18 protein-coding genes are annotated in these 24,174 nt (G+C 73.3%); 11 read left to right on the top strand and 7 right to left on the bottom strand.

Annotation, left to right across the window (positions count from 1 at the left end):
- Positions 1-273 precede the first annotated feature (273 nt).
- Positions 274-1,437 carry an inorganic phosphate transporter gene (locus tag IE98_RS0111670; RefSeq protein ID WP_030267986.1) on the top strand — a complete coding sequence of 388 codons (1,164 nt, stop codon included), beginning with the start codon at positions 274-276 and terminating at the stop codon, positions 1,435-1,437.
- Between the two features lie 32 nt (positions 1,438-1,469).
- Positions 1,470-1,715, top strand: coding sequence for a hypothetical protein (locus IE98_RS0111665; protein ID WP_030267985.1), 246 nt, complete (start codon positions 1,470-1,472; stop codon positions 1,713-1,715).
- Positions 1,716-1,792: 77 nt separating this feature from the next.
- Here the strand turns inward: IE98_RS0111665 and IE98_RS0111660 are convergent, their stop codons facing one another.
- On the bottom strand, positions 1,793-3,328 hold the full coding sequence (locus tag IE98_RS0111660) for an MDR family MFS transporter (RefSeq protein ID WP_078660938.1): 1,536 nt from the start codon (positions 3,326-3,328) through the stop codon (positions 1,793-1,795).
- 199 nt (positions 3,329-3,527) lie between these two features.
- Positions 3,528-4,007: a MarR family winged helix-turn-helix transcriptional regulator gene (locus tag IE98_RS0111655; protein WP_043173964.1), complete on the bottom strand. Its 480-nt coding sequence runs from the start codon at positions 4,005-4,007 to the stop codon at positions 3,528-3,530.
- A 105-nt stretch (positions 4,008-4,112) separates the two neighbouring features.
- Here IE98_RS0111655 and IE98_RS0111650 point away from each other — a divergent pair, with 105 nt between their 5' ends.
- On the top strand, positions 4,113-5,141 hold the full coding sequence (locus tag IE98_RS0111650; RefSeq protein WP_030267982.1) for a membrane protein: 1,029 nt from the start codon (positions 4,113-4,115) through the stop codon (positions 5,139-5,141).
- 33 nt (positions 5,142-5,174) lie between these two features.
- On the opposite strand, the gene IE98_RS0111645 is transcribed toward IE98_RS0111650, so the two are convergent.
- Together IE98_RS0111645 and xylB are read right to left on the bottom strand one after the other, a co-directional pair.
- Positions 5,175-6,398 carry an ROK family protein gene (locus IE98_RS0111645; protein WP_030267981.1) on the bottom strand — a complete coding sequence of 408 codons (1,224 nt, stop codon included), beginning with the start codon at positions 6,396-6,398 and terminating at the stop codon, positions 5,175-5,177.
- 200 nt (positions 6,399-6,598) lie between these two features.
- Positions 6,599-8,035 (bottom strand): xylulokinase, encoded by a 1,437-nt coding sequence (xylB, locus tag IE98_RS0111640; protein ID WP_030267980.1) that lies wholly within the window; start codon positions 8,033-8,035, stop codon positions 6,599-6,601.
- A 97-nt stretch (positions 8,036-8,132) separates the two neighbouring features.
- Between xylB and xylA the strand changes: the two genes are divergently transcribed.
- Positions 8,133-9,293, top strand: a complete 1,161-nt coding sequence (xylA, locus tag IE98_RS0111635) for a xylose isomerase (protein ID WP_030267979.1) — start codon at positions 8,133-8,135, stop codon at positions 9,291-9,293.
- Positions 9,294-9,353: 60 nt separating this feature from the next.
- Here xylA and IE98_RS0111630 read toward each other — a convergent pair whose 3' ends face one another.
- The 3 genes from IE98_RS0111630 to IE98_RS42350 form a co-directional block, all read right to left on the bottom strand.
- Positions 9,354-9,848 carry a GtrA family protein gene (locus IE98_RS0111630; RefSeq protein WP_234443510.1) on the bottom strand — a complete coding sequence of 165 codons (495 nt, stop codon included), beginning with the start codon at positions 9,846-9,848 and terminating at the stop codon, positions 9,354-9,356.
- Between the two features lie 136 nt (positions 9,849-9,984).
- The gene (gene lon, locus IE98_RS0111625) at positions 9,985-12,378 is read right to left on the bottom strand and encodes an endopeptidase La (RefSeq protein ID WP_030267977.1); all 2,394 of its coding nucleotides are present in this window, start codon (positions 12,376-12,378) and stop codon (positions 9,985-9,987) included.
- A 133-nt stretch (positions 12,379-12,511) separates the two neighbouring features.
- A complete protein-coding gene (locus IE98_RS42350) occupies positions 12,512-13,237 on the bottom strand; it encodes a rhomboid-like protein (protein WP_052390413.1) in 726 nt (241 codons plus the stop codon).
- A gap of 586 nt (positions 13,238-13,823) precedes the next feature.
- Here IE98_RS42350 and IE98_RS0111615 point away from each other — a divergent pair.
- The 7 genes from IE98_RS0111615 to IE98_RS0111585 all read left to right on the top strand — a co-directional run bounded on the left by IE98_RS0111615 (position 13,824) and on the right by IE98_RS0111585 (position 24,134).
- Positions 13,824-14,555: a response regulator transcription factor gene (locus IE98_RS0111615; protein WP_030267975.1), complete on the top strand. Its 732-nt coding sequence runs from the start codon at positions 13,824-13,826 to the stop codon at positions 14,553-14,555.
- A 75-nt stretch (positions 14,556-14,630) separates the two neighbouring features.
- Positions 14,631-15,776, top strand: a complete 1,146-nt coding sequence (locus tag IE98_RS0111610) for a HAMP domain-containing sensor histidine kinase (protein WP_052390432.1) — start codon at positions 14,631-14,633, stop codon at positions 15,774-15,776.
- A 305-nt stretch (positions 15,777-16,081) separates the two neighbouring features.
- The gene (locus IE98_RS0111605) at positions 16,082-19,807 is read left to right on the top strand and encodes a multifunctional oxoglutarate decarboxylase/oxoglutarate dehydrogenase thiamine pyrophosphate-binding subunit/dihydrolipoyllysine-residue succinyltransferase subunit (RefSeq protein ID WP_030267973.1); all 3,726 of its coding nucleotides are present in this window, start codon (positions 16,082-16,084) and stop codon (positions 19,805-19,807) included.
- A gap of 155 nt (positions 19,808-19,962) precedes the next feature.
- Positions 19,963-21,798, top strand: a complete 1,836-nt coding sequence (locus tag IE98_RS44480; protein WP_052390412.1) for a serine/threonine-protein kinase — start codon at positions 19,963-19,965, stop codon at positions 21,796-21,798.
- Positions 21,799-21,850: 52 nt separating this feature from the next.
- A complete protein-coding gene (locus IE98_RS0111595) occupies positions 21,851-22,030 on the top strand; it encodes a DUF6104 family protein (RefSeq protein ID WP_030267971.1) in 180 nt (59 codons plus the stop codon).
- Positions 22,031-22,217: 187 nt separating this feature from the next.
- Positions 22,218-23,117 (top strand): DUF4097 family beta strand repeat-containing protein, encoded by a 900-nt coding sequence (locus tag IE98_RS0111590; protein WP_030267970.1) that lies wholly within the window; start codon positions 22,218-22,220, stop codon positions 23,115-23,117.
- A 3-nt stretch (positions 23,118-23,120) separates the two neighbouring features.
- Positions 23,121-24,134, top strand: a complete 1,014-nt coding sequence (locus IE98_RS0111585; RefSeq protein ID WP_030267969.1) for a PadR family transcriptional regulator — start codon at positions 23,121-23,123, stop codon at positions 24,132-24,134.
- Positions 24,135-24,174 lie beyond the last annotated feature (40 nt).

Here is a 24,174-nt window from a genome sequence, read left to right as displayed (position 1 = left end):
TCCGGTGAATTCTCAGCGAGTCCTCACCCGGGACCTCACCGGCGCCACCAAGGGGGTGTGAGGCAAGTCTCACCAAACCCCCACGAAGGAGGACCCAAGCGGACACAACGGCCGTACAGAGCCGCGCTTTCCACACTTTCGCAATGTTCGTGCAACCCCCGATCCACCATCAGAACCACGATTCCCAACCCTGTTCACCTTCCGTTCACCCTGGCTCCCTACGGTCACGCCTGACAGCAGCGTCAGTCCGACAACTACGACGATTGTTTGGTTATGGAACACATCACGTTCCTGGTGGCCGTTGTGATCATCACGGCGCTCGCCTTCGACTTCACCAACGGGTTCCACGACACCGCCAACGCGATGGCCACCTCCATCGCGACGGGAGCCCTCAAGCCCAAGGTCGCGGTCACCATCGCCGCAGTCCTCAACTTCGCCGGAGCCTTCCTCTCCGTGAAGGTGGCCACCACCATCTCCGGCGGCATCGTCAACGAGAAGGCCGGCCTCCAGCCGTCGATCATCTTCGCCGCCCTGGTCGGAGCGATCCTCTGGAACCTGCTGACCTGGCTGAAGGGCCTGCCCTCCAGTTCCTCGCACGCGCTCTACGGCGGCCTGATCGGTGCCACCGTCGTCGGCGTCGGCATGAACGGCGTGAACTTCGACGTCGTCGTCACCAAGATCCTGATCCCTGCGGTCGCCTCCCCGCTGGTGGCCGGTCTGGCCGCCTGGGGCGCCACCCGCCTCGCCTACCTGATCACCCGCGGCGGCCGCGAGGAGACCACCGAGAAGGGCTTCCGGCGCGGCCAGATGTTCACCTCCTCGCTGATCTCGCTGGCGCACGGCACCAACGACGCGCAGAAGACCATGGGCATCATCACCCTGACCCTGGTCTCCGTCGGTGCCCTCAAGCCCGGCGCGCTGCCCCCCACCTGGGTCATCGTCAGCGCCGGTGCGGCGATCGCGCTCGGCACCTACATGGGCGGCTGGCGCATCATCCGCTCGATGGGCAACGGCCTGACCGAGATCCGCCCCCGCCAGGGCCTCGCCACCGAGACGGCCGCCGCCACGGTCATCCTCACCTCGACCCACATGGGCTACGGCCTGTCCACCACCCAGGTCTGCTCCGGCGGCATCATGGGCGCCGGCCTCGGCGGCCCGAAGCGCGAGCTGCGCTGGAGCCTGGTGCGCCGCATGGTCTACACCTGGGGCCTGACCCTGCCCGCCGCCGCCGCGGTGTCCGGTCTCGCGGCCTTCGTCGCGGACCAGGGCGCCTGGGGCGTGGCCCTGGTCGGCGCGACGCTGGTCGCCGGCTCGGGCGCGATGTGGATCGCCTCCCGCCGCCAGCCGGTGCACGCCGGCAACGTGAACGACGTCCAGGAGGTCGAGGTGCCCGCGCAGGCCACCCCGACCCCCGCCACCACCACCGTCGCGGCCTGAGCCGCCCGACCAGTCAGAGAGGACGGCAAGCCATGCACATCAAGTGGGACGCCCTCGCGCAGACCGCGGGCCTCAGTTTCGCCATCACCGTCGCGGTGGTCGCGGCCTTCTCCCTCGGCATCCTGGCGCTGTCGCGCCGCGAGGCCGCGCAGGAGGCCGTCCGGTCCGGGATCCCGGGGGCCGGCAGCGGCAACCTGGCCCTGGCCGGGGCCGCGCTCAGCTTCAGCATCTGCGCCTCGGTGGTCTTCTACGGGATCACCCTGATCGCCGGCCGCTGAGCCGCACGCACGACGAAGGGCCCGCGGGGTACGCACCCCGCGGGCCCTTCCGCGTGCCCGGAACGGCCGGCCGGGACTCAGTCCTCGACGAGCTCCAAGGCGCGCTCGGCCGGGGCGTCCATGGTGGTGCGCAGCGGGGTCTCCCGGATGAACAGCACGACCAGGAAGGCCAGCAGCGCGAACGGCGCGGCCAGCAGGAAGACGACGCCGACGCCGTGGCCGAAGGCGTCCGTCACCAGCGGGACGATCGGGGCGGGCAGCCGGTGCAGGTCGGGGATCTCGCCGCCGCCGAGGGCGCTGCCGGTCGGGCGGACGCCCGCCCGGGCGAGGTTCTCGGCGAGGTAGCGCGCCACCCGGTCGGCCATCAGGGCGCCCAGTGCGGAGACGCCGATCGCGCCGCCCATGGTGCGGAAGAAGGTGACGACGGAGCTGGCCGAGCCGAGCTCCTCGCGCGGCACCGTGTTCTGCACGGCGAGGACGAGGTTCTGCATGGTCAGGCCGAGGCCGACGCCGGCCACCGCCATGTAGAGGGCGAGCAGCCCGTACGCGGTGTCGGCGCGGGCGGTGCCGAGCAGGCCGAAGCCGACGGCGAGCAGCAGGGTGCCGGCGACCAGGTAGCCCTTCCAGCGGCCGTAGCGGGTGATCAGCTTGCCGGCGACGGTGGAGGAGACGGCGAGGCCGAGGATCATCGGCAGGGTGAGCAGGCCGGCCATGGTGGGCGACTTCTCCTTGGCCAGCTGGAAGTACTGGCTGAGGAAGGTGGTGGCGCCGTACATGCCGACGCCGACCAGGACGCTGGCGACCGCGGAGAGCGTCACCGTGCGGTGGCGGAAGAGGTGGAGCGGGATGACCGGTTCGGCGGCGCGGCGCTCGGCGGCGACGAAGAGCACGGCGAGCACGGCGGCGCCGGCGAGCATCGCGGCGGACTGCCAGGACACCCAGTCGTAGTTCTTGCCGGCCAGGCTGACCCAGATCATCAGCAGGCTGGCCGCGGCGGTGACGAGCAGGGCGCCGAGGTAGTCGATCCGGGCCTTGCGCCGCGGGGCGACGGGCAGCCGCAGGGTGCGCTGCAGGACGACGATGGCCAGCAGCGAGAACGGGATGCCGACGTAGAAGCACCAGCGCCAGCCCAGCCAGTCGGTGTCCACGATGACGCCGCCGATCAGCGGGCCGCCGATGGTCGCCAGGGCGAAGACCGCGCCGAAGTAGCCGCTGTAGCGGCCGCGCTCGCGGGGCGTGACCATCGCGGCGAGGCAGATCTGGGCGAGTGCCGTGACACCGCCGGCGCCGATGCCCTGCAGCACGCGGCAGGCGATCAGCTCGCCGGTGTTCTGCGAGAGGCCGGCCAGGGCGGAGGACAGGATGTAGATCACCAGGGCGATCTGCACCAGCAGCTTCTTGCTGACCAGGTCGGAGAGCTTGCCCCAGATGGGGGTGGACGCGGTCAGCGACAGCAGGGTGGCGGTGATCACCCAGGTGTAGGCGGACTCGCCGCCGTGCAGGTCGGTGAGGATCGTGGGCAGGGCGTTGGAGACGACGGTCGAGGAGAGCACGGCCACGAAGAGGCCCAGCAGGAGGCCTGACAGCGCTTCCAGGACTTGCCGGTGCGTCATGGGGGTCGTCGGAGTCATGGAGGTCCTTCAGCGTGAATTTTCGTTGCCTAAAGCAACCGTAAGGGCGATGGTTGAGTTAGGCAACTTTCTTCAAGCGCAAGCAAAGCCCGGCCCGGCCGTGGCGACGGCGGGCCGGGCGGCACCCGGAAGGGGGCCGCAAGGGACCGGAAGGAGGCTGGACGGGACCGGGCGAGAGGGGTCAGGCCGGCGCGGACTCCTCGGCCCGCATGGACTCGGCGGCCAGCTCGTTGAAACGGCGCAGCAGATCGGCGAAGCGCTCCACGTCCTCCTCGGCCCAGGCCGACATCAGCTCGCGGAAGCGCTCCATCCGGGCGTCCCGGGCGCGCAGGTAGCGGGCGGCGCCGTCCTCGGTGAGCGAGAGCAGCGAGGAGCGGCGGTCCAGCGGGTCGACCTCGCGGCGCAGCAGCCCGAGCGCCTCCAGGTGCTTGACCTGCCGGCTGATCGAGGCCTTGCCGATCCCGAAGTGCAGGCCGATGTCGGTCAGCCGCACCCGGCCCGACTCCTCCACGTACGCGAGCATCACGTACGCCGCGGCCTCCAGCTCCGGATGCACCCGCCGGGCCATCTCCGCGGCACGCGTCCGCCCGCGACGGAAGAGCAGTGCCACCTCCCGCTCGACCGCGCGGAACGCCTGGTCGGCCGACTCCTGGTCATTCATGGCGTCAGTATCCCGTAGGCCGCGCCTCCACCCCCGAACAACTGCTTCATGTTATGAAGCATCCGTTTCACGCCTTTTGCTCCCTCGCCCCCAAGGAGGCGGTCGATGGCCGGCCCGCGCCCCGGATTCCTCGCCGAGGTCAAGGACGCGGTCACCCCGCGGGCCTTCCTGCTGGTGCTCGGGGTGCTGCTGCTCCAACTCGGCTTCACCGCCAGCTACGTCGGTGCGCTCCACGACCCGACCCCCCATCAGCTCTCCATCGCCGTGGTCGGGCCCGCGCAGGCCGTCCTCCAGGGCACCTCGGCCCTGCACGACGTCCCGGACGAGGCCGTCCGGCCCAGCACGGCGGAGGACCGGGCGAGCGCCGTCCAGCTGATCAAGGACCAGAAGGTGTACGCCGCCTGGCTGATCGACCCCACCACCAGCCGGGACACCCTGCTGGTGGCCACCGCCCGCGGGCCCGCCGCGGCGACCGCCGCCGAACGGATCGTCGGCTCGCTGGAGTCCGCCCAGCAGCGGACCCTCGGCACCGAGGACGTCGTGCCGCTCGCGCCGGGCGACGCCGAGGGCCTCTCCTCCTTCTACCTGGTGGTCGGCTGGTGCGTCGGCGGCTACCTGGTGGCCTCGATCCTCGGCATCAGCGCGGGCTCCCGGCCCGCCAACACCGACCGGGCCCTGCTTCGGCTCGGCACGCTCCTCCTCTACTCCGTCGCGGCCGGCCTCGGCGGCGCACTGACCACCGGGCCTGTCCTGGACGCCCTGCCCGGCCCGATCCTGCCGCTCTGGGGACTCGGCACGCTGGTGGTCTTCGCCGTGGGGGCCTTCACCATGGCGATGCAGTGCCTGTTCGGGGTGGTCGGGATCGGCATCGCCGTGCTGATCTTCGTGGTGCTCGGCAACCCGAGCGCGGGCGGGGTCTATCCGCCGCCGCTGCTGCCGCCCTTCTGGCGGGCGATCGGCTCCTGGATCCCGAACGGCGTGGGCACCGACGCCGCCCGCTCCATCGTCTACCTCGGCGGCTCCGTCCTCACCCCGCCCTTCCTCGTCCTCGCCGCCTGGGCCGTCGCCGGCGTCGCCATCACCCTCCTCACCGCCGACCGCACCACCGAGACCCGGACGCCGGCGGCCCTCTAGCGGTGCGGCGAACCCGAATCAGGGGCGTTGCCGTCAGCCCTCTGCGGCGGCGAAGCGGCCCGGGTCGGCGACGACCGCGCGGACGACCCCGATCCCCGCTCCGAGCAGCGGCCCCCGCCGCCCCAGCCGCGAGGCCGTCAGCCAGTCGTCGGCCCAGGCCCGGACGGTCACCCGGCCGGCGAGCTCGGTCCGCATCGCGGGGAGCAGCCACTCGGCCAGCTCCGCGTAGCCGCCGCCGAGCACGAGCGCTGCAGGGTCGAGCAGGTTGACCGCCCCGGCCGCGGCCACGCCGAGCGCCGAACCGGCGGCCTCCAGTGCGGCACGGACGGCCGGGTCCCCGTCCGCGGCCCTGCGGGCGAGCAGGGCGACCCAGTCGCCCCCGGTGTCGGCGAGCCCTGCGGCGCGGAGCACGGCGGCCTCGCCGGCGTACTGCTCCAGGCAGCCACGGGCGCCGCACGGGCAGGCGGGCCCGTCGGGGTGGACGGGGACGTGGCCGAGTTCGCCGGCGTAGCCGCGGGCACCGCGCAGCAGCCGGCCGTCCACCACGAGGGCGGCGCCGATGCCGGCCTCGGCGGAGAGGTGGAGGAAGTCGTCGGGGCCTTCGCCGAGCCAGAGTTCGGCGAGGCCGCCGAGGTTGGCCTCGTTGTCGACGTCGATGGGCAGGTCGGCGAGGGGGTGGGCGTCGGCCTCGCGCAGGGCGCGGCGCAGTTCGGCGGCGAGCGGCAGGTCGGACCAGCCGAGGTTGGGGGCGCGTTCCACGATGCCTTCGGCGGCGCCGACCAGGCCGGGGACGGCGACGGCGAGGCCGGCCGGGGCGAGGCCGCAGGAGCCGGCGACCTCGCGGAGCAGCACGGCGAGGTCGCGCAGGACGGCGTCGGCGGGGCGGTCGCGGTTGGTGACGTCCTGGCGCAGCCAGCCGCGGACCTCGCCGCGGAGGTCGACGACGCAGGCGGCGAGGTGTTCGACGCCGATCTCGCCGCCGAGGCCGGCGGGGCCCTGCGGGTCGAGGGCGAGGGCGGTGCCGGGCCGGCCGACCTTGCCGCTGGGGACGGCGGGGCCGCATTCGGCGAGGAGGCCGGCGGTGGTGAGTTCGTCGACCAGGGAGGAGACGGCCGCCCGGGTGAGGCCGGTGGTGGCGGCGACCTCGGCGCGGGAGCGTGGTCCGGCCGCGAATTCGCCGAGGACGAGGGCCAGGTTGGCCCGGCGCATGCCCTGCTGACTCGCGGGCCGGGCCCGTCTGGCGTCCGTGTCCCTCATCTCCCCGTCACCTCTCGTTCGACGGCCGAACACCCGGTCGACCGGTTGCAGGGTATCCGCGTGCGCCCGTCCCGTTCGCGCGGCACTCGGGCCGCGCGAACGGTACCGGCCGCCGTCCGCACCGACCTGCACCGGGGCCCGCTCCGGCGGATGGCCGCGGGCCCCGGTGCGGTGTCGCCGTGCGGTGTCGCCGTGCGGTGTCAGACGGCGGGGCCGGCGCCGAGCAGCGGGGCGCCGGCGGCGAGCACGGCGGCGATCCGGGCGGCCGCGGCCTCGTCCTTCTCGACCGGGTCGAGGACGGGTCCGGCGGCGGTGCCCCAGCGGCGGGCGACCTCGGCGGGGTGTTCGCCGGTGAGCAGGCCGGCGGCCTGGGCGGCGGCGCCGAGGGCGACGAGTTCGCCGGCGGCGGGCAGCTGGACGGCCCGGCCGGAGAGCCGGCGGACGGTGTCCTGCCAGGCGCGGCCGCGGGCCCCGCCGCCGATGAGCAGCAGCGGTGCGTCGCCCGCGGCCTCGTCGCCGGCGGCGAGCACCAGGTCGAGGGCGGCGAGCAGGGCGTACGCGGCGCCGTCGTAGGCGGCCTGGAGCAGCTGGCCGGGGGTGGTGTCGTGGCGCAGGCCGTGGACGAGGCCGGCGGCGTGCGGCAGGGCGGGGGTGCGTTCGCCGTCGAGGAAGGGCAGGACGACGGCCTCGCCGCCGGCTTCGACGGCCTGCCGGTCGCGGCCGAGCAGGGTGGCGAAGCGGTCGACGGCGAGGGTGCAGTTGAGGGTGCAGGCGAGCGGCAGCCAGTCGCCGTGGGCGGCGGCGAAGCCGGCCACCGTGCCGGTGGGGTCGGCGGGCCGGCCGCGGGTGACCGCGTAGACGGTGCCGGAGGTACCGAGCGAGAGGGCGGGCTGCCCGTACGCGGCGCCGGTGCCGCCGCCGAGGCCGAGTCCGAGGGCGGCGGCCGCGTTGTCGCCGGCGCCGAGGGCGACGGGGATGCCGGGGCGCAGTCCGCCGAAGGGGCCGACGGTCTCGCCGGCCGCGGTGCCGGGTCCGGCGAGCGGCGGCAGCAGCTCCGGGTCGAGGCCGACGAGGTCGAGGATGCCGGTGTCCCAGCCGTGCTCGCCCCACCAGCCGGTGCCGGAGGCGTCGCTGCGTTCGGCGGCGGGCCGGCCGGTGAGCCGTTCGGTGAGGTACTCGTGCGGCAGCCGGACGGCGGCGACCCGGCCGGTGAGGCCGCGCTCGCGCAGCCAGGCCCACTTGGTGACGGTGAACGAGGCGTTGGGGACGCTGCCGGTGCGCCGGGCCCAGGCGTCCCGGCCGAGTTCCTCGACCAGCGCGGCGGCCCGGTCGGCCGAGCGGGTGTCGTTCCAGAGCAGCGCGGGGTGCACGGGGACGCCGTCGGCGTCGAGGGCGACCAGCCCGTGCTGCTGCCCGCCGATCGCGACGGCCTCGGCGCGGCCGGCGCAGCCGGTGCCGGCGATCGCGTCCTGCAGCGCCTGCCACCACTGCCGCGGGTCGCTCTCCCGGGCGCCGCCGCTGCCGCTGACGGTGTGCGCCGCCCGGCCCTCGCCGAGCACCTCGCCGGTCGCGGTGTCCACCGCGAGCGCCTTGGTGGACTGGGTGGAGCTGTCCACCCCGATGACGATCCCTGCCATGACTTCCTCTCCGTCGGCCGCGCCGGGACTTCCCTTCCGTGCCTGGGGATATTAGTTTGTTTTCTGCCCTGACGAATAGACCCCCTGGAGTTCCGTCATGCCCACCCCCACCCCCGCGGACAAGTTCACCTTCGGCCTGTGGACCGTCGGCTGGCAGGGCCGCGACCCCTTCGGCGACGCCACCCGCCCGGCCCTCGACCCTGTGGAGACGGTGCACCGGCTGGCCGAGCTGGGCGCGCACGGCGTGACCTTCCACGACGACGACCTGATCCCGTTCGGCTCCTCGGACGCGGAGCGCGACGCGATCGTCAAGCGCTTCCGGACGGCCCTGGACGCCACCGGCCTGAAGGTCCCGATGGCCACCACCAACCTGTTCACCCACCCGGTCTTCAAGGACGGCGCCTTCACCGCCAACGACCGGGACGTCCGCCGCTACGCGCTGCGCAAGACGATCCGCAACATCGACCTCGCGGCGGAGCTCGGCGCCACCACCTACGTCGCCTGGGGCGGCCGCGAGGGCGCCGAGCACGGCGCCGCGAAGGACGTCCGGGTCGCGCTGGACCGCCTGAAGGAGGCCTTCGACCTGCTCGGCGAGTACGTCGAGGAGCAGGGCTACGACCTGCGCTTCGCGATCGAGCCCAAGCCGAACGAGCCCCGCGGCGACATCCTGCTGCCGACCGTCGGCCACGCCCTCGCCTTCATCGGGAGCCTGGAGCGCCCCGAGCGGGTCGGCCTCAACCCGGAGGTCGGCCACGAGCAGATGGCCGGGCTGAACTTCGCGCACGGCATCGCCCAGGCGCTGTGGCACGGCAAGCTCTTCCACATCGACCTGAACGGCCAGTCCGGCATCAAGTACGACCAGGACCTGCGCTTCGGCGCCGGCGACCTGCGCAGCGCGTTCTGGCTGGTGGACCTGCTGGAGTCGGCGGGCTACGACGGCCCGCGGCACTTCGACTTCAAGCCGCCGCGCACCGAGGACTTCGAGGGCGTGTGGGCCTCGGCCGCCGCCTGCATGAGCAACTACCTGATGCTCAGGGAGAAGGCGCTGGCGTTCCGGGCCGACCCGGCGGTGCAGGAGGCCCTGCGGGCGTCCCGTCTGGACGAGCTCGCCCGGCCGACCGCCGGGGACGGCCTCGCGGCGCTGCTCGCGGACCGCGGTGCGTTCGAGGAGTTCGACGTGGACGCGGCGGCCGCCCGGGGCATGGCCTTCGAGCAGCTCGACCAGCTCGCGATGGAGCACCTGCTCGGCGTCCGCTGAGCTGCCCGCCCGGCTCCCGGTCCCCGGGTGGGCGGTGTCCGCCACCGCCCGCCCGGGGCCTCAGACCCGTTCGGGTTCGAGGTCCTCCGGGGAGGGGTGCGGCCGGGTGCGGGTGAAGACCCAGCGGTTCATCGCCCAGAAGCGGAAGATCATGGCCAGGAAGGTGCCGACGATCATGCCGCTGAGGAAGTCGGCGACCTCCTGGGTGACCGCGGTGACGTCCGGCTCGCGGAGGTCCAGGACGTACCGGGAGAAGATCAGCGGCAGGTCGTTGACGGCCACCGCGAGTGCACTGACCACGAAGAAGAGGATCGCCTCGCGCTGCCGGCCGTTCGCCCGGAACGACCACTGGCGGTTGAGCACGTAGGACACCAGGGTCGCGATCACCGTCGCGACCGTCAGCGCGACCACCGGCTTGTGCTGCAGCACGGTGAACTTCAGCCCGAGGTCGACGACGGTGGTCAGCACGAAGCAGGTACCGCCCACCAGCAGGAACTTCACCAGCTTGCGGTGCTGCACCAGGAACGGCCGGTACCGCTCCGGGACTCGGGCCAACGCGCGTTGCGTAGGGGACGGCATTCCGGCAGTCTCGCACGCCGCGGTTTCCGCGGTGCACTCGTGGCGTCCGCACGAGGTAACGGCGGGGGCGCGGGGTGCCGGACGGCACCCCGCGCCCCGTTCCCGCCGCGTCTCAGGCCGCGACCAGCACCTCGGCCGGCTCCAGGGCCAGCGCCAGCACCTCGCGGACGTCGGCGACGGCGTGCACGGTGAGCCGCTCCAGCACCTCGGCGGGCACGTCGTCCAGGTCGGCCTCGTTGCGCCGCGGGATGATCACCGTGCCGACCCCGGCCCGGTCGGCGGCCAGCAGCTTCTGCTTGACGCCGCCGATCGGCAGCACCCGGCCGGTGAGCGACACCTCGCCGGTCATCGCCACGTCGGTGCGGACCTTGCGCCCGGAGAGCAGCGAGGCGAGGGCGGTGGTCATGGTGATGCCGGCGCTCGGACCGTCCTTGGGGACGGCGCCGGCCGGGACGTGCAGGTGGATGCCGCGGTCCCGCAGCCCGGTGACGGGCAGTTCGAGCTCGGCGCCGCGCGAGCGGAGGTAGGAGAGCGCGATGTGCGCGGACTCCTTCATCACGTCGCCGAGCTGCCCGGTCAGGGTGAGCCCGGTGGAGCCGGTCTCGGCGTCGGCGAGCGAAGCCTCGATGTAGAGGACGTCGCCGCCCGCACCGGTGACGGCCAGCCCGGTGGCGACTCCGGGGACGGCGGTGCGCCGCTCGGCGGGCTCCTGGGCGGACTCGGGGGTGTGGTGCGGCCGGCCGATCAGCCCGCGCAGGTCCTCGGCGCCGATCGCGGCGGGCAGCTCGCGCTCGCCGAGTTCGCTCTGCGCGGCGACCTTGCGCAGGATGCGCGCGATCGACCGCTCCAGGTTCCGCACGCCCGCCTCGCGGGTGTACTCGCCGGCGAGCCTGCGCAGCGCGCCCTCGTCGACGGCCACCTCCTCGTCCTTCAGCCCGGCCTTCGCGAGCTGGCGGGGCAGCAGGTGGTCGCGGGCGATGACGACCTTCTCGTCCTCGGTGTAGCCGTCGAGCCGGACGAGCTCCATCCGGTCGAGCAGCGGCTCGGGGACGGCCTCCAGCACGTTGGCGGTGGCGAGGAAGACCACGTCGGAGAGGTCGAGCTCGACCTCCAGGTAGTGGTCGCGGAAGGTGTGGTTCTGCGCCGGGTCGAGGACTTCGAGCAGGGCGGCGGCCGGGTCGCCGCGGTAGTCGGAGCCGACCTTGTCGATCTCGTCGAGCAGGACGACCGGGTTCATCGAGCCGGCCTCCTTGATCGCGCGGACGATGCGGCCGGGCAGCGCGCCGACGTAGGTGCGCCGGTGGCCGCGGATCTCGGCCTCGTCGCGGACGCCGCCGAGCGCGACCCGGACGAAGGAGCGGCCCATGGCCCGGGCGACGGACTCGCCCAGCGAGGTCTTGCCGACGCCGGGCGGGCCGACGAGGGCGAGCACCGCGCCGCCGCGGCGGCCGCCGATCTGCCCCAGTCCCTGGTCGGCGCGGCGCTTGCGGACGGCCAGGTACTCGACGATCCGGTCCTTCACGTCGGCGAGGCCGGCGTGGTCGGCGTCGAGCACCGCGCGGGCGCCCGCGATGTCGTAGGAGTCGGTGGACCGCTCGTTCCAGGGCAGTTCGAGGACGGTGTCCAGCCAGGTGCGGATCCAGGAGCCCTCGGGCGACTGGTCGGAGGAGCGCTCCAGCTTGTCGACCTCCTTGAGGGCGGCCTCGCGGACCGTCTCCGGCAGGTCGGCCGCTTCGACGCGGGCCCGGTAGTCGTCCTCCTCGGAGGCGGACTCGCCGTTCAGCTCGGCGAGCTCCTTGCGGACGGCCTCCAGCTGGCGGCGGAGCAGGAACTCCTTCTGCTGCTTGGCGACGCCCTCCTCCACGTCCTTGCGGATGGTGTCGTTGACCTCCTCCTCGGCGAGGTGGTCGCGCAGCAGGGTCAGCGCGTACTCCAGGCGGGCGAGCCGGTCGGCCTCCAGCAGCACCTTGAGCTTCTGCTCGGCGGTGGCGAAGGGCGCGTAGCCGATGTTGTCGGCGAGCTCGCCGACATCGTCGATCGCGGCGACCCGGTCGACGATCTGCCAGGCGCCGCGCTTGCGCAGCCACTGGGTGGAGAGCGCCTTGTACTCCTTGACGAGCTCGGCGGCGCGGCCGGCGACGGCGTTGCCCTCGGAGGACTCCCGGAAGGGCGTGGTCTCGACCCAGAGGGCGGCGCCGGGGCCGGTGGTGCCGGCGCCGATGCGCACCCGGCGCACGGCGCGCACCAGCGCGGCCGGGTCGCCGTCGGCGAGGCGGCCGACCTGCTCGACGGTGGCCAGGGTGCCGACGGCGGCGTACGAGCCGTCGAGCCGTGGCACCAGCAGCACCTGGGGCTTGCCCGGGCCGTCCGCCGCGGCCCGGGCGGCCTCGACGGCGGCGCGGACCTCGGCGTCGGACAGGTCGAGCGGGACGACCATGCCCGGGAGCACCACCTCGTCGTCGAGCGGCAGCACGGGCAGGGTGAGCGGAGCGGACGTCGATGCCATGATCTCTCCCCAGTCAGCGAAGTTGAGCTGACCTGACTAAGGATTGGCGGGGCGCGGTTGTTCCCCCGGCGTCGTTCGCCCTGAGCGATCGCGGACGGGGGCGGGGGCGGGGGCGGGGGCGGGAAGGAACGGGTCAGGCGCGGACGGGCAGCGGGGCCGGGACGGTCCGGCGGCGGAGCGGACGCCGGGGGCCGCGCCGCAGCGGGCGCCAGAGGGCGATGCCGATCAACAGGGCGGCCGGGTGGCCGATGCCGGTGACCAGGTCGGCGCCGTCGAGGAACTGCTCGCCGACGAGGACGGCGGCGATGCCGAGGGCGAGGTTGCGGGCGGCCGGGGGCAGCACGCCGGCGAGGGCGCCGAGGCTGGCGAGGACGCCGTAGCTGACGCCGATGTCGAGGTCGCCGAGGGCGTCGACGGGCAGCGCCCGGACGGCGACGGCGGCCAGCACCACGGCCTGGGAGAGCAGGGTGGCGCCGACGTGCCCGGCGGCGAAGACCCCGGCCGCCCGGCGGCCGCCGACCCGGCGCTCCAGCGGGGCGACGGTCAGCAGGAAGGCCCACAGATAAGGGGTCCACACCGGGCCGGCCACCCAGAGGCCGCTGGCCGCGAGGGCGAGCACGGGGTGGTGCGCGAGGTTGTGAACGTCGGTGGAGGAGAGCGCCTGCAGCCGGTGCACCAGCTGCGGGTCGCCGAACCGGGCGAAGAGGGTGGTGCCGAGCAGCAGGGCGAGGTAGCCGAGCGCGAAGGGGTTGCGGCGCGGAGTGGGCAGCGCACCGCGCAGCGCCCGGAGCGGACCGCGCATCCGGTCGGCGATCCGGTCGCGGCGTGCCGCCGCGCGGCCCGAACCGTTCGCCGTCATGGGCCCTCCGTCCGCCGGACTGCCGTCACCCGCCCCCTGTGCAACGCGTCGAGGGCGCGCGGAGATCCGCACGGACGGTGCCCGCGGAGACACCGGTGGCCCTTGTCGTGACCACGATACGTTCCCAGGCTGGGAGCCCGCTGGGGAAGAGCTGTGAAGAATGCTTGAGCTTCGACGCCAGGGCTGCACGCCTTGGTCCGTACCTGCCCTCCGTTCACGGAGGAGCGGCCCAAAAGTAAGGGTCGCCCTGCAGGTTCGGGGCTATACGGATCGTTACAACTGCGAATTTCGCCCGGTAAGGTATCGCCCCGTGCCCGGTCCCGACGGGGATCGGCATCGATCCGTGGCCCGGATGTGTCCGGGCCACCTGCCGGAACGCCCCCGGTGTCCGTACTCTGCGTGGAGTGCGGGTCGGGTGTGCGGACCACACACGGCGCATCCACGCCGCGCAGGGTGCCGACGGCGGAACGGCACCCAGCCGACGCGGCAGGCCGGGCACAGCCCACATACGGACCGAGACGACTACGACGCGGCGCCGCCACCCCCACAGGTGTCGGCCCGCAGCCCTGGGGGCGGTGGCGTGACCGTGACAGAGATTCAGCAAGAAACCGGCAGCAGCCCGGTCGGTACGCAGCGGCGAGTACTGGTGGTGGAGGACGAACCCACCATCGCCGAGTCCATCGCGGCCCGCCTGGGCGCGGAGGGCTTCAAGGTCGCCGTGGCCCACGACGGCCCCGGCGCGGTGGACGGCTTCCACACCTGGCAGCCCGACCTGGTGGTCCTCGACATCATGCTGCCGGGCTTCGACGGCCTGGAGGTGTGCCGCCGGATCCAGGCGCAGCGCCCGGTGCCGGTGCTCATGCTGACCGCGCGGGACGACGAGACGGACCTGCTGGTCGGCCTCGGCGTCGGCGCGGACGACTACATGACCAAGCCGTTCTCCATGCGCGAGCTGGCGGCCCGCGTCAACGTGCTGCTGCGCCGCGTCGAGCGCGCCCAGCAGGCCGCGCGGACGCCTGCGCTGGGCTCGCTGCGCTTCGGCGAGCTGGAGATCGACCACGTGCAGCGCCGGGTGCGGCTCGGCTCGGGCGACGTCCACCTGACGCCGACCGAGTTCGACCTGCTGGCCTGCCTCGCCGCGCAGCCGCGCGCGGTGCTCACCCGCGAGCAGCTGCTCGCGGAGGTCTGGGACTGGACGGACGCCTCGGGCACCCGCACGGTCGACAGCCACGTCAAGGCGCTGCGCCGGAAGATCGGTGCCAGCTGGATCCGCACGGTGCACGGCGTCGGGTACGCCCTGGAGGCACCCCTTTCCTGAGCCGGTGCACCGAGGGCTGGGCCGCCGGGGGGCCCATGCCTTCAGCCGATGCACCGCTCCGACCGCAGGGGCACGATGACCTTTCCACAGCAACGCAGAGGGGACGCCGCCGAGCGTCCCGGCCCCGGCCTGGCCGGCCGGGCCGCCCGCCGGGTGTGGGACGACATGCGACCGTTCGACCCGGTGCGGTCCATCAAGGGCAAGCTCGCCCTGCTGGTGATCGTCTCCGTCTGCCTGGCCACCGGGATGGTGGTCGTGGCGATCCGGTCCGAGACGCAGATCCGGATCATCATGATCTTCTCGATGATCGCGTCGCTGCTGTTCATGCAGTTCCTCGCGCACGGGCTGACCGCGCCGCTGCGCGTGATGACCGCCGCGGCCCGGGCGATGGCCCGCGGCGACTACAGCACCCGGGTGGACACGTCCTCCCGGGACGAGATCGGCGAGCTCGCCGACTCCTTCAACCGCATGGCGGCCGATCTGGAGGCCGCCGACCGGCACCGCCGCGAGCTGATCGCCAACGTCTCGCACGAGCTGCGCACGCCCATCGCGGCGCTGCGCGCCGTCCTGGAGAACGTGGTGGACGGCGTCGTCCAGCCCGAGCCCAAGACGCTGGGCGCCGCCCTGGAGCAGACCGAGCGGCTCGGCCGGCTGATCACCCACCTGCTGGACCTCTCCAAGCTCGACGACGGCGTGGTGCCGCTGGACACCCGTCCCTTCGAGGTCCGGCCGTTCCTGGACGGCGTGCTGCGCGGGGTGACGGTGGACGGTGCGACCGCGGGCGGCGCCTACGGCCGCCGCGGCGACGTGCGGCTGAGCCTGGACGTCCGGCCGGACGGCCTGACCGCGGTCGCCGACGAGGAGCGGCTGCACCAGGTGGTCGCCAACCTCGTCGACAACGCCTGCAAGCACTCCCCCGCCGGTGGCACGGTGACCGTGCGGGCCCGGCCGGGCGAGCACAGCGGTGCGCTGCTGCTGCAGGTCGAGGACCAGGGGCCGGGCATCCCGATGCAGGACCGTGCGCGGGTGTTCGAGCGCTTCGGCCGCAGCGGCACCGCGACGGCCCAGGGGCCGGGCAGCGACGGCGGCACCGGGCTCGGCCTCGCCATCGCCCGCTGGGCGGTGGACCTGCACGGCGGTGAGATCCGGGTCGCCGAGACGGACCGGGGCTGTCGGATCGAGGTTACGCTGCCCGGCGAGGCCCCCCTCCCCGCGGCCTGACGCGCCGTACCCGAACGTTGTCACACAACTGGGACACAACGGGGCCGGTCCGACATCGGACCGGCCCCTCGCCACCATTAAGTGTCCATATTGTCTGATTTTGTGGGGATAATGGAGCTGACCGAACGTGTCCAGGTACCCGCGCCCGCGGGTTTCTAACGCGCACAACAGGCCAGATTCCGGCCGTTCACTGTGATCTGGGCGACGCCTGGCCAGGGGGGACTGCGCGATCACTGGTCGGAGGCGTAGCCTTAATCCCCGCTGTCCACCATCCCAAAAGGAAGCGGAAGAGGGCGGTTGCCCCGATGTCGCCACACCCTGAAACCCCCAGCTCGGCAAGCTCCACTGGCTTCGGCCCCAATGAGTGGCTCGTCGACGAGATCTACCAGCAGTACCTCCAGGACCCGAACTCGGTCGACCGAGCCTGGTGGGACTTTTTCGCCGACTACAAGCCCGGTACCGAGGTGACTCCAGTGACCCAGGCCGCAACCCAGGTCGGCTCCGCGCCGACCCCCGTTGCTGCTCCTGCCGCTCCTGCTGCTCCCGCCGCCGCGCCCGCTGCACCGGCCGCGCCGGTCCAGCCGGCCGCCGCGCCGCTCGCAGCAGCCCCTGCCGCGCCGCCCGCGCCGAAGGCCGCCGCTCCGGCTGCGCCCGCGCCGGCCGCGCAGGGAACCGAGCTCGTCCAGCTGCGCGGCCCCGCGAAGGCCGTCGCCTCGAACATGGACGCCTCGCTGGAGGTGCCGACCGCGACGTCGGTGCGTGCCGTCCCGGCCAAGCTGCTGATCGACAACCGCATCGTCATCAACAACCACCTGCAGCGCGCCCGCGGTGGCAAGGTCTCCTTCACGCACCTGATCGGTTACGCCCTCGTCCAGGCCGTCAAGGCCTCGCCGGGCATGAACCACAGCTACAAGGTCGAGGACGGCAAGGCCTACCTGGTCAAGCCGGAGCACGTGAACCTCGGCCTGGCGATCGACCTGGTCAAGCCGAACGGCGACCGCCAGCTCGTGGTGGCGGCGATCAAGAAGGCCGAGACCCTCGACTTCTTCGGCTTCTGGCAGGCCTACGAGGACATCGTCCGCCGCGCCCGCGCCAACAAGCTGACCATGGACGACTTCACCGGGGTCACCGTCTCGCTGACCAACCCCGGCGGCATCGGCACCGTGCACTCCGTGCCCCGCCTGATGCAGAACCAGGGCACCATCGTCGGCGTCGGCGCCATGGAGTACCCGGCCGAGTTCCAGGGCTCCTCCCCCGACACCCTCGCGCGCCTCGGCGTCTCCAAGATCATGACGCTGACCTCGACCTACGACCACCGCGTCATCCAGGGCGCCGCGTCGGGCGAGTTCCTGCGCACGATCCACCAGCTCCTGCTGGGCGAGCACGGCTTCTACGACGAGGTCTTCGAGTCGCTGCGCATCCCGTACGAGCCGGTGCGCTGGGCGACCGACGTCGCCGCCACCCACGACGACGAGGTCAACAAGACCGCCCGCGTCATGGAGCTCATCCACGCGTACCGCGTGCGCGGCCACCTCATGGCCGACACCGACCCGCTGGAGTACAAGCAGCGCAAGCACCCCGACCTGGACGTCGTCCAGCACGGCCTCACCCTGTGGGACCTGGAGCGCGAGTTCGCGGTCGGCGGCTTCGGCGGCCAGAAGATGATGAAGCTCCGCGACATCCTCGGCCTGCTGCGCAACACCTACTGCCGCACCGTCGGCATCGAGTACATGCACATCCAGGACCCGAAGCAGCGCAAGTGGCTGCAGGAGCGCCTGGAGAAGCCGTACACCAAGCCCGAGCGCGAGGAGCAGCTGCGCATCCTGCGCCGCCTCAACTCCGCCGAGGCCTTCGAAACGTTCCTGCAGACCAAGTACGTCGGGCAGAAGCGCTTCTCGCTGGAGGGCGGCGAGTCCCTGATCCCGCTGCTCGACGCGACGATCGACGCCGCCGCCGAGCACCGCCTGGACGAGGCCGTCATCGGCATGGCCCACCGCGGCCGCCTGAACGTGCTGGCGAACATCGTCGGCAAGCCGTACGCCCGGATCTTCGGCGAGTTCGAGGGCAACCTCGACCCCAAGTCGATGCACGGCTCCGGCGACGTGAAGTACCACCTGGGCGCCGAGGGCACCTTCACCGGCCTGGACGGCGAGACCATCAAGGTCTCGCTCGCGGCGAACCCCTCGCACCTGGAGACGGTCGACCCGGTCGTCGAGGGCATCGTCCGCGCCAAGCAGGACGTCCTGGACCAGGGCGGCACCACCTTCCCGGTGCTCCCCATCCAGGTCCACGGCGACGCGGCCTTCGCCGGCCAGGGCGTCGTCGCGGAGACCCTGAACATGTCGCAGCTGCGGGGCTACCGCACCGGCGGCACGATCCACCTCGTGGTCAACAACCAGGTCGGCTTCACCGCCGCCCCGGCGTCCTCGCGCTCGTCGATGTACTGCACCGACGTGGCCCGCATGATCGAGGCGCCGATCTTCCACGTGAACGGCGACGACCCCGAGGCCGTCGTCCGCGTCGCGCGGCTCGCCTTCGAATTCCGCCAGGAGTTCCACAAGGACGTCGTCATCGACCTCATCTGCTACCGCCGCCGCGGTCACAACGAAGCCGACAACCCGTCCTTCACCCAGCCGCTGATGTACGACCTGATCGACAAGAAGCGCTCGGTCCGCAAGCTGTACACCGAGGGCCTGATCGGCCGCGGCGACATCACCATGGAAGAGGCGGAGCAGGCGCTCCAGGACTTCCAGGGCCAGCTGGAGAAGGTCTTCGCCGAAGTGCGCGAGGCGGCCACCGCGCCGGCCCCGGCCACCAACGGCAAGCCGGTCGCCGACTTCCCGGTCTCCATCCGGACCGGCATCTCCGAGGAGATGGTGAAGCGGATCGCCGCCTCGCAGGTCAACCTGCCGGAGTGGCTGACCGTCCACCCGCGCCTGCTGCCGCAGCTGCAGCGCCGCGCCGCCTCGGTCGAGGACAACACCATCGACTGGGCGATGGGCGAGACCCTGGCCATCGGCTCGCTGCTGATGGAGGGCCACCCCGTCCGCCTCGCCGGCCAGGACAGCCGCCGCGGCACCTTCGGCCAGCGCCACGCCGTCCTCATCGACCGCAACAGCGGCGAGGACTACACCCCGCTGCTGTACCTGACCGAGGACCAGGCCCGCTTCACCGTCTACGACAGCCTGCTGTCGGAGTACGCGGCGATGGGCTTCGAGTACGGCTACTCGCTGACCCGCCCCAACGCGCTGGTCATGTGGGAGGCGCAGTTCGGCGACTTCGTCAACGGCGCCCAGACCATGGTCGACGAGTACATCGCCTCCGCCGAGCAGAAGTGGGGCCAGCACTCCGGCGTCGTCCTGCTGCTGCCGCACGGCTACGAGGGCCAGGGCCCGGACCACTCGTCCGCCCGCCCGGAGCGCTTCCTCCAGCTCTGCGCGCAGAACAACATGACGGTCGCCATGCCGACCTCGCCGTCGAACTACTTCCACCTGCTCCGGTGGCAGGCCCACAACCCGCACCACAAGCCGCTCGTCGTCTTCACCCCGAAGTCGATGCTGCGTCTGAAGGCCGCGGCCTCGGCCCAGACCGAGTTCCTGTCCGGCTCGTTCCGGCCGGTCATCGGGGACAGCACGGTGGACCCGTCGCAGGTGCGCAAGGTCGTCATCACCTCCGGCAAGTTCTACTACGACCTGGAGGCGGCCCGCACCGAGCGCGGCGTCACCGACACCGCCCTCGTCCGGGTCGAGCGGCTCTACCCGCTGCCGGTGGCCGAGCTCCAGGAGGAGCTGGCCCGCTACGGCGACGACGTCCAGTTCGTCTGGGCGCAGGAGGAGCCGGCCAACCAGGGTGCCTGGCCGTTCATCGCGATGAACCTGGTCGACCACCTGCAGGTGGTCGTCGGCCGCAACGCCAACGGCGCCCGTCTGCGCCGCGTCGCCCGGACGGCCTCCTCGGCCCCCGCGGTCGGCTCGGCCAAGCGCCACGCGGCCGAGCAGCAGGCCCTCGTCGACGAGGTGTTCGCTCTCTGACGCGCTGTCGCTGACACCGTCACCGGGCCCGGTCCCGCCGTCCAGGCGGGGCCGGGCCCCGGCGTTTCCCCGGACGGGCCCGCGCCCCGGCTCACGTGCCGGGCCGTCAGGTCGCTACGGTAGGGCGCGTCGTACCGCACCGTCGGGGGAGCCGCATGTCCAACGATCTGCCGTCCGTGTTCCAGCCGCTGCAGCCCGAGGACCCGAGGGAGGTCGGCGGCTACCGGGTCTTCGCCCGGCTCGGCGCCGGCGGCATGGGCCGGGTGTACCTCTCGTACACCCCGGGAGGCCGGCCGGTCGCGCTGAAGGTGGTGCGCGCGGAGTTCGCCGAGGACGGGGAGTTCCGGCGGCGCTTCGCCCAGGAGGTCGCCAACGCCCAGCGCATCCACGGCCTCTACACCGCCCAGGTGATCGACGCCGGCCCGGACGCCGGTGCGCCCTGGCTGGTCACCGCCTACGTGCCCGGCCCCTCGCTGCAGCAGGTGATCCGCGAGCACGGCGCACTGCCGCCGCGCACCGTGCTGCTGCTGGTCGGCGGCATCGCCGAGGCGCTGCAGGCGATCCACAGCGTCCAGGTGGTGCACCGGGACCTCAAGCCGGCCAACGTGCTGGTCGCCTCGGACGGCCCGCGGGTGATCGACTTCGGCATCGCCCGGGCCGCGGACGCCACCGCGCTCACCGGGACGGGGTACCGGATCGGCTCCCCCGCGTTCATGTCGCCCGAGCAGGCGCAGGGCGGACCGGTCACCGCCGCCACCGACGTCTTCGCGCTCGGCGCGCTGGCGGCGTACGCGGCGGGCGGCGCGCCGCCGTTCGGCGAGGGCCCGGACACCGCGGTGCTCTACCGGGTGGTGCACGAGGAGCCCGACCTGTCGGCCGTCCCGGCCGGCCTGCGCGAGCTGCTGGCGCGATGCCTGGCGAAGGACCCGGCGCAGCGGCCCACGCCGGCCGAGGTCATCGAGGCGGCCCGCAGCCACCCGGCGGTCGGCGGCCAGCTGCGGTTCGCCGACGACTGGCTGCCCGACCGGGTGAACACCGAGATCACCCGCCGTTCCGACCTGCCGCGCACCCCGCCGACGCCGCTGCCGGTGCCGCCCGCCGCGCCGCCGATGCCGACCGTTCCGGCCACCGCGCCGTCGATCGGCGCCCCGCCGGCCGCCGCCCCGCAGCCCCCGGCGGCGCAGTACCCGGTGCCGCAGGCGCACCGGCCGATGCCGCAGTACCCGACCGCGCCGGACGGTGCGGTGCCGCCGCCCTCGGGGGCGTTCGGTCCACCGCAGCCGGCCGGCGCCCCGGCCGTGCCGGTGGCGCCCGGCCCGCAGCCGGGCCGGCCCGGTCCGGACGGGCCCGTCCGCCGGGGGGTCTCCTGGAAGACCCTGCTGGTCGTGGCCGCGGCCACGGCGGTGGTGGGCACGGCCGTCGGCGTGGCCCTGACCTCCGGCAGCGGCGGCGACGGCGGTCGGGGCGGCGGCACGCCGACGGGGCAGGCGGGCGGTGCCCGCACGGCCGGGCAGGCGACGGCCGGCGGTTCGCAGGACCAGGCCTCGCCGGGCTCCGGGCAGAGCACCGCGCAGGGCGGCAAGGGCGGGTCCACCGGGAAGCCGGCCGGCGGGTACACCGCGGTCTACACCGACCAGGTGCTCTCCAGCCCGGACCTCACCTACGTCTTCGACCTGACGACCGGCAAGGTGGTGTCCGGCTCGACCAGCCCGGCCTGGGCGCTGGAGCCGGGTTACGGCCACTACAACTGGTCGAGCGGCTCGGACGCCTTCCTGACCACCGAGAACCACCTCACCCCGGCCGAGTGCGCGGCGGGCGTCGAGCAGCAGCCGGTCGCCGACGTGAAGTACGACGCGCTGCCGGTCGGCGGGCTGTTCTGCCTGCGCAACCGGGAGAACGGCGGCATCGTCGTGGTGAAGACCGTCGAGCAGGGCAGCACCAGCAACGCCCGGGCGAAGGTCTCGATCAGCTACTTCCGTCGCAACGGCTGATCGGCGGCGCACTATCCTGACCGGGTCACACCCCACCGGACCGGAGCACAGCGTGTACTTCACCGACCGAGGCATCGAGGAGCTGGAGAGCCGTCGCGGCGACGAGGAGGTCACCTTCGAGTGGCTGGCCGAGCGGCTGCGGGAGTTCGTCGACCTCAACCCGGACTTCGAGATCCCGGTCGAGCGGCTGGCCACCTGGCTGGCCCGGCTCGACGACGAGGACGAGGACTGATCCGCAGCACCGCGAACCGCTGCGATCGCCCGCACGACGAGGGCCCGGAAGGCATCCGCCTTCCGGGCCCTCAGGCGTCTCGGGGTCCCGGTGTCCGGGTCGGGTCAGGGTTGACTTCGACACCTCGCGATATATCGTGTCTATCAGTCGACGCGATATACATCGCGAAACGGGAGGACGGGGAACCATGAGCGAGTGGACGGTCGAACAGCCCGACAGGATCACCATCGACGAGCCCGTCGAGGCCCTGCACGTACGGATCATGAGCGGTGCGGTCAACGTGGTGGCCGCCGAGGGCCCGGCCCGCCTGGAGGTCACCGAGCTGGAGGGCGAGCCCCTCAACGTCGACCTCACCGACGGCGTGCTCACCGTGGCCTACAAGGACTTCGACTGGAACGAGCTGAGCGAGACGGTGAAGTCCGTCCAGTCGGTGAAGGCCTTCCTCTCCTCGCTGCGCCGCAAGCGCCGCGCCGTCGTCTCGCTGGCCGTGCCGGCCGGCACCGAGGTCCGGATCGGCTCCGCCTCCGCGGACACCACGGTCTCCGGCATCACCGGGCCGGTCGCGGTGCACGGCGCGAGCGGCGCCGCCACCCTGGTCGGGCTCTCCGGCCGGATCCAGGCCAACACCGTCTCCGGTGACGTGGACGCCCAGTCGGTCTCCGGCGAGCTGCGGGTCAAGACGGTGTCCGGCCAGCTGACCGTGGTCGCCGGCACCGCCGACAAGGTGCAGGCCAAGACCGTCAGCGGCGCGGTCACCCTCGACCTGGACGTCCAGACGCCCACCGACATCACCGTCACCACGGTGAGCGGCCCGGTCGGCGTCCGGCTGCCCTCGGTGGCCGACGCCAAGGTCGAGGCGGGCACCACCACCGGCGACGTCACCTCCACCTTCGCCGAGCTCACCGTGGCCGGCAGCTGGGGCGCCAAGCGGCTCTCCGGCCAGCTCGGCAGCGGCACCGGCCGCCTCCAGGTGACCACGGTCTCCGGCGCGATCACCGTGCTGCACCGGCCGGAGGACGAGGACGCACCGCCCGCCAAGGAGCTCACCGCCGGCCCGGGCGGCCCCGACCTGACCAAGGAGGTCTGAGCGATGTCCCCCGTCTTCGGCCACGGCCGGCTCCGGCTCTACCTGCTCAAGCTGCTGGACGAGTCCCCGCGGCACGGCTACGAGGTGATCCGCCTGCTGGAGGAGCGCTTCCAGGGCCTGTACGCGCCCTCCGCGGGCACCGTCTACCCCCGGCTCGCCAAGCTGGAGAAGGAGGGCCTGGTCACCCACAGCACCGAGGGTGGCCGCAAGGTCTACCGGCTCACCGACGCGGGCCGCGCCGAGCTGGCGGCCCGTCAGGACGAGCTCGCCGAGCTGGAGGTGGAGATCCGGGACTCGGTGGCGCACCTCGCCGGCGCGATCCGCGAGGACGTCCGGGACACCGCCAAGGACCTCCGCGAGGAGCTCTGGGGCGCCGCCCGCAAGGCCCCCCGGCCGGAGAGCGCCGGCGGCGGCGACCCGTGGTCCGGGCCCTGGGGCGACAAGGAGGCCTGGCAGCGCGCCAAGGAGGAGTACGAGCGGTTCAAGTCCCAGGCCAAGGAGCAGGCCAAGCGCGCCAAGGAGCAGGAGCGCGCCGCCAAGGCCAAGGCGAAGGCCGCCGAGGAGGAGGCCCGCCGGCTGCGCGAGCAGTCCCGGGCCGCCCGCACCGCCGCCCAGCAGGAGGCGCTGCGGATCAAGAAGCGGGTGGAGGAGCAGGTCCGCGAGCACACCGCCCGCGGCGAGTGGTCCACCGGCCTCGCCGAAGGCCTGGCCGAGCTCACCCGCAGCCTCGGCGGTCTGGCCGACGCCGCCCGCTGGGGCCACCCGTCCCCGGCCGAGGAGGTCCGGGTCACCCGGATCGACCTCGACGAGGACGCGGCGGAGAGCGACGCCACCGAGGAGCTGCCCGGCTGGGCGCGGACGGACCCGGACGCCGATCCGGCCCGCGAACTGGAGCGGCTGCTCGACCGCTTCCGCGACCACGTCCGGGACGCCGCCCGCGACGGCGGGGTGACCGGCGATCAGCTGACCCGCGCACAGGCGACGCTCACGGCGGCGGCCCGGCGGATGTTCGGCTGACCGGTCGGCCCGGCACGTGCCGGAGGCCCCGGCGGACCGC

It is taken from the genome of Streptomyces sp. NRRL B-24484, assembly GCF_000717715.1.
Taxonomy (GTDB): Bacteria; Actinomycetota; Actinomycetes; order Streptomycetales; family Streptomycetaceae; genus Kitasatospora.
This window is presented reverse-complemented; position numbering and strand designations above follow the sequence as displayed.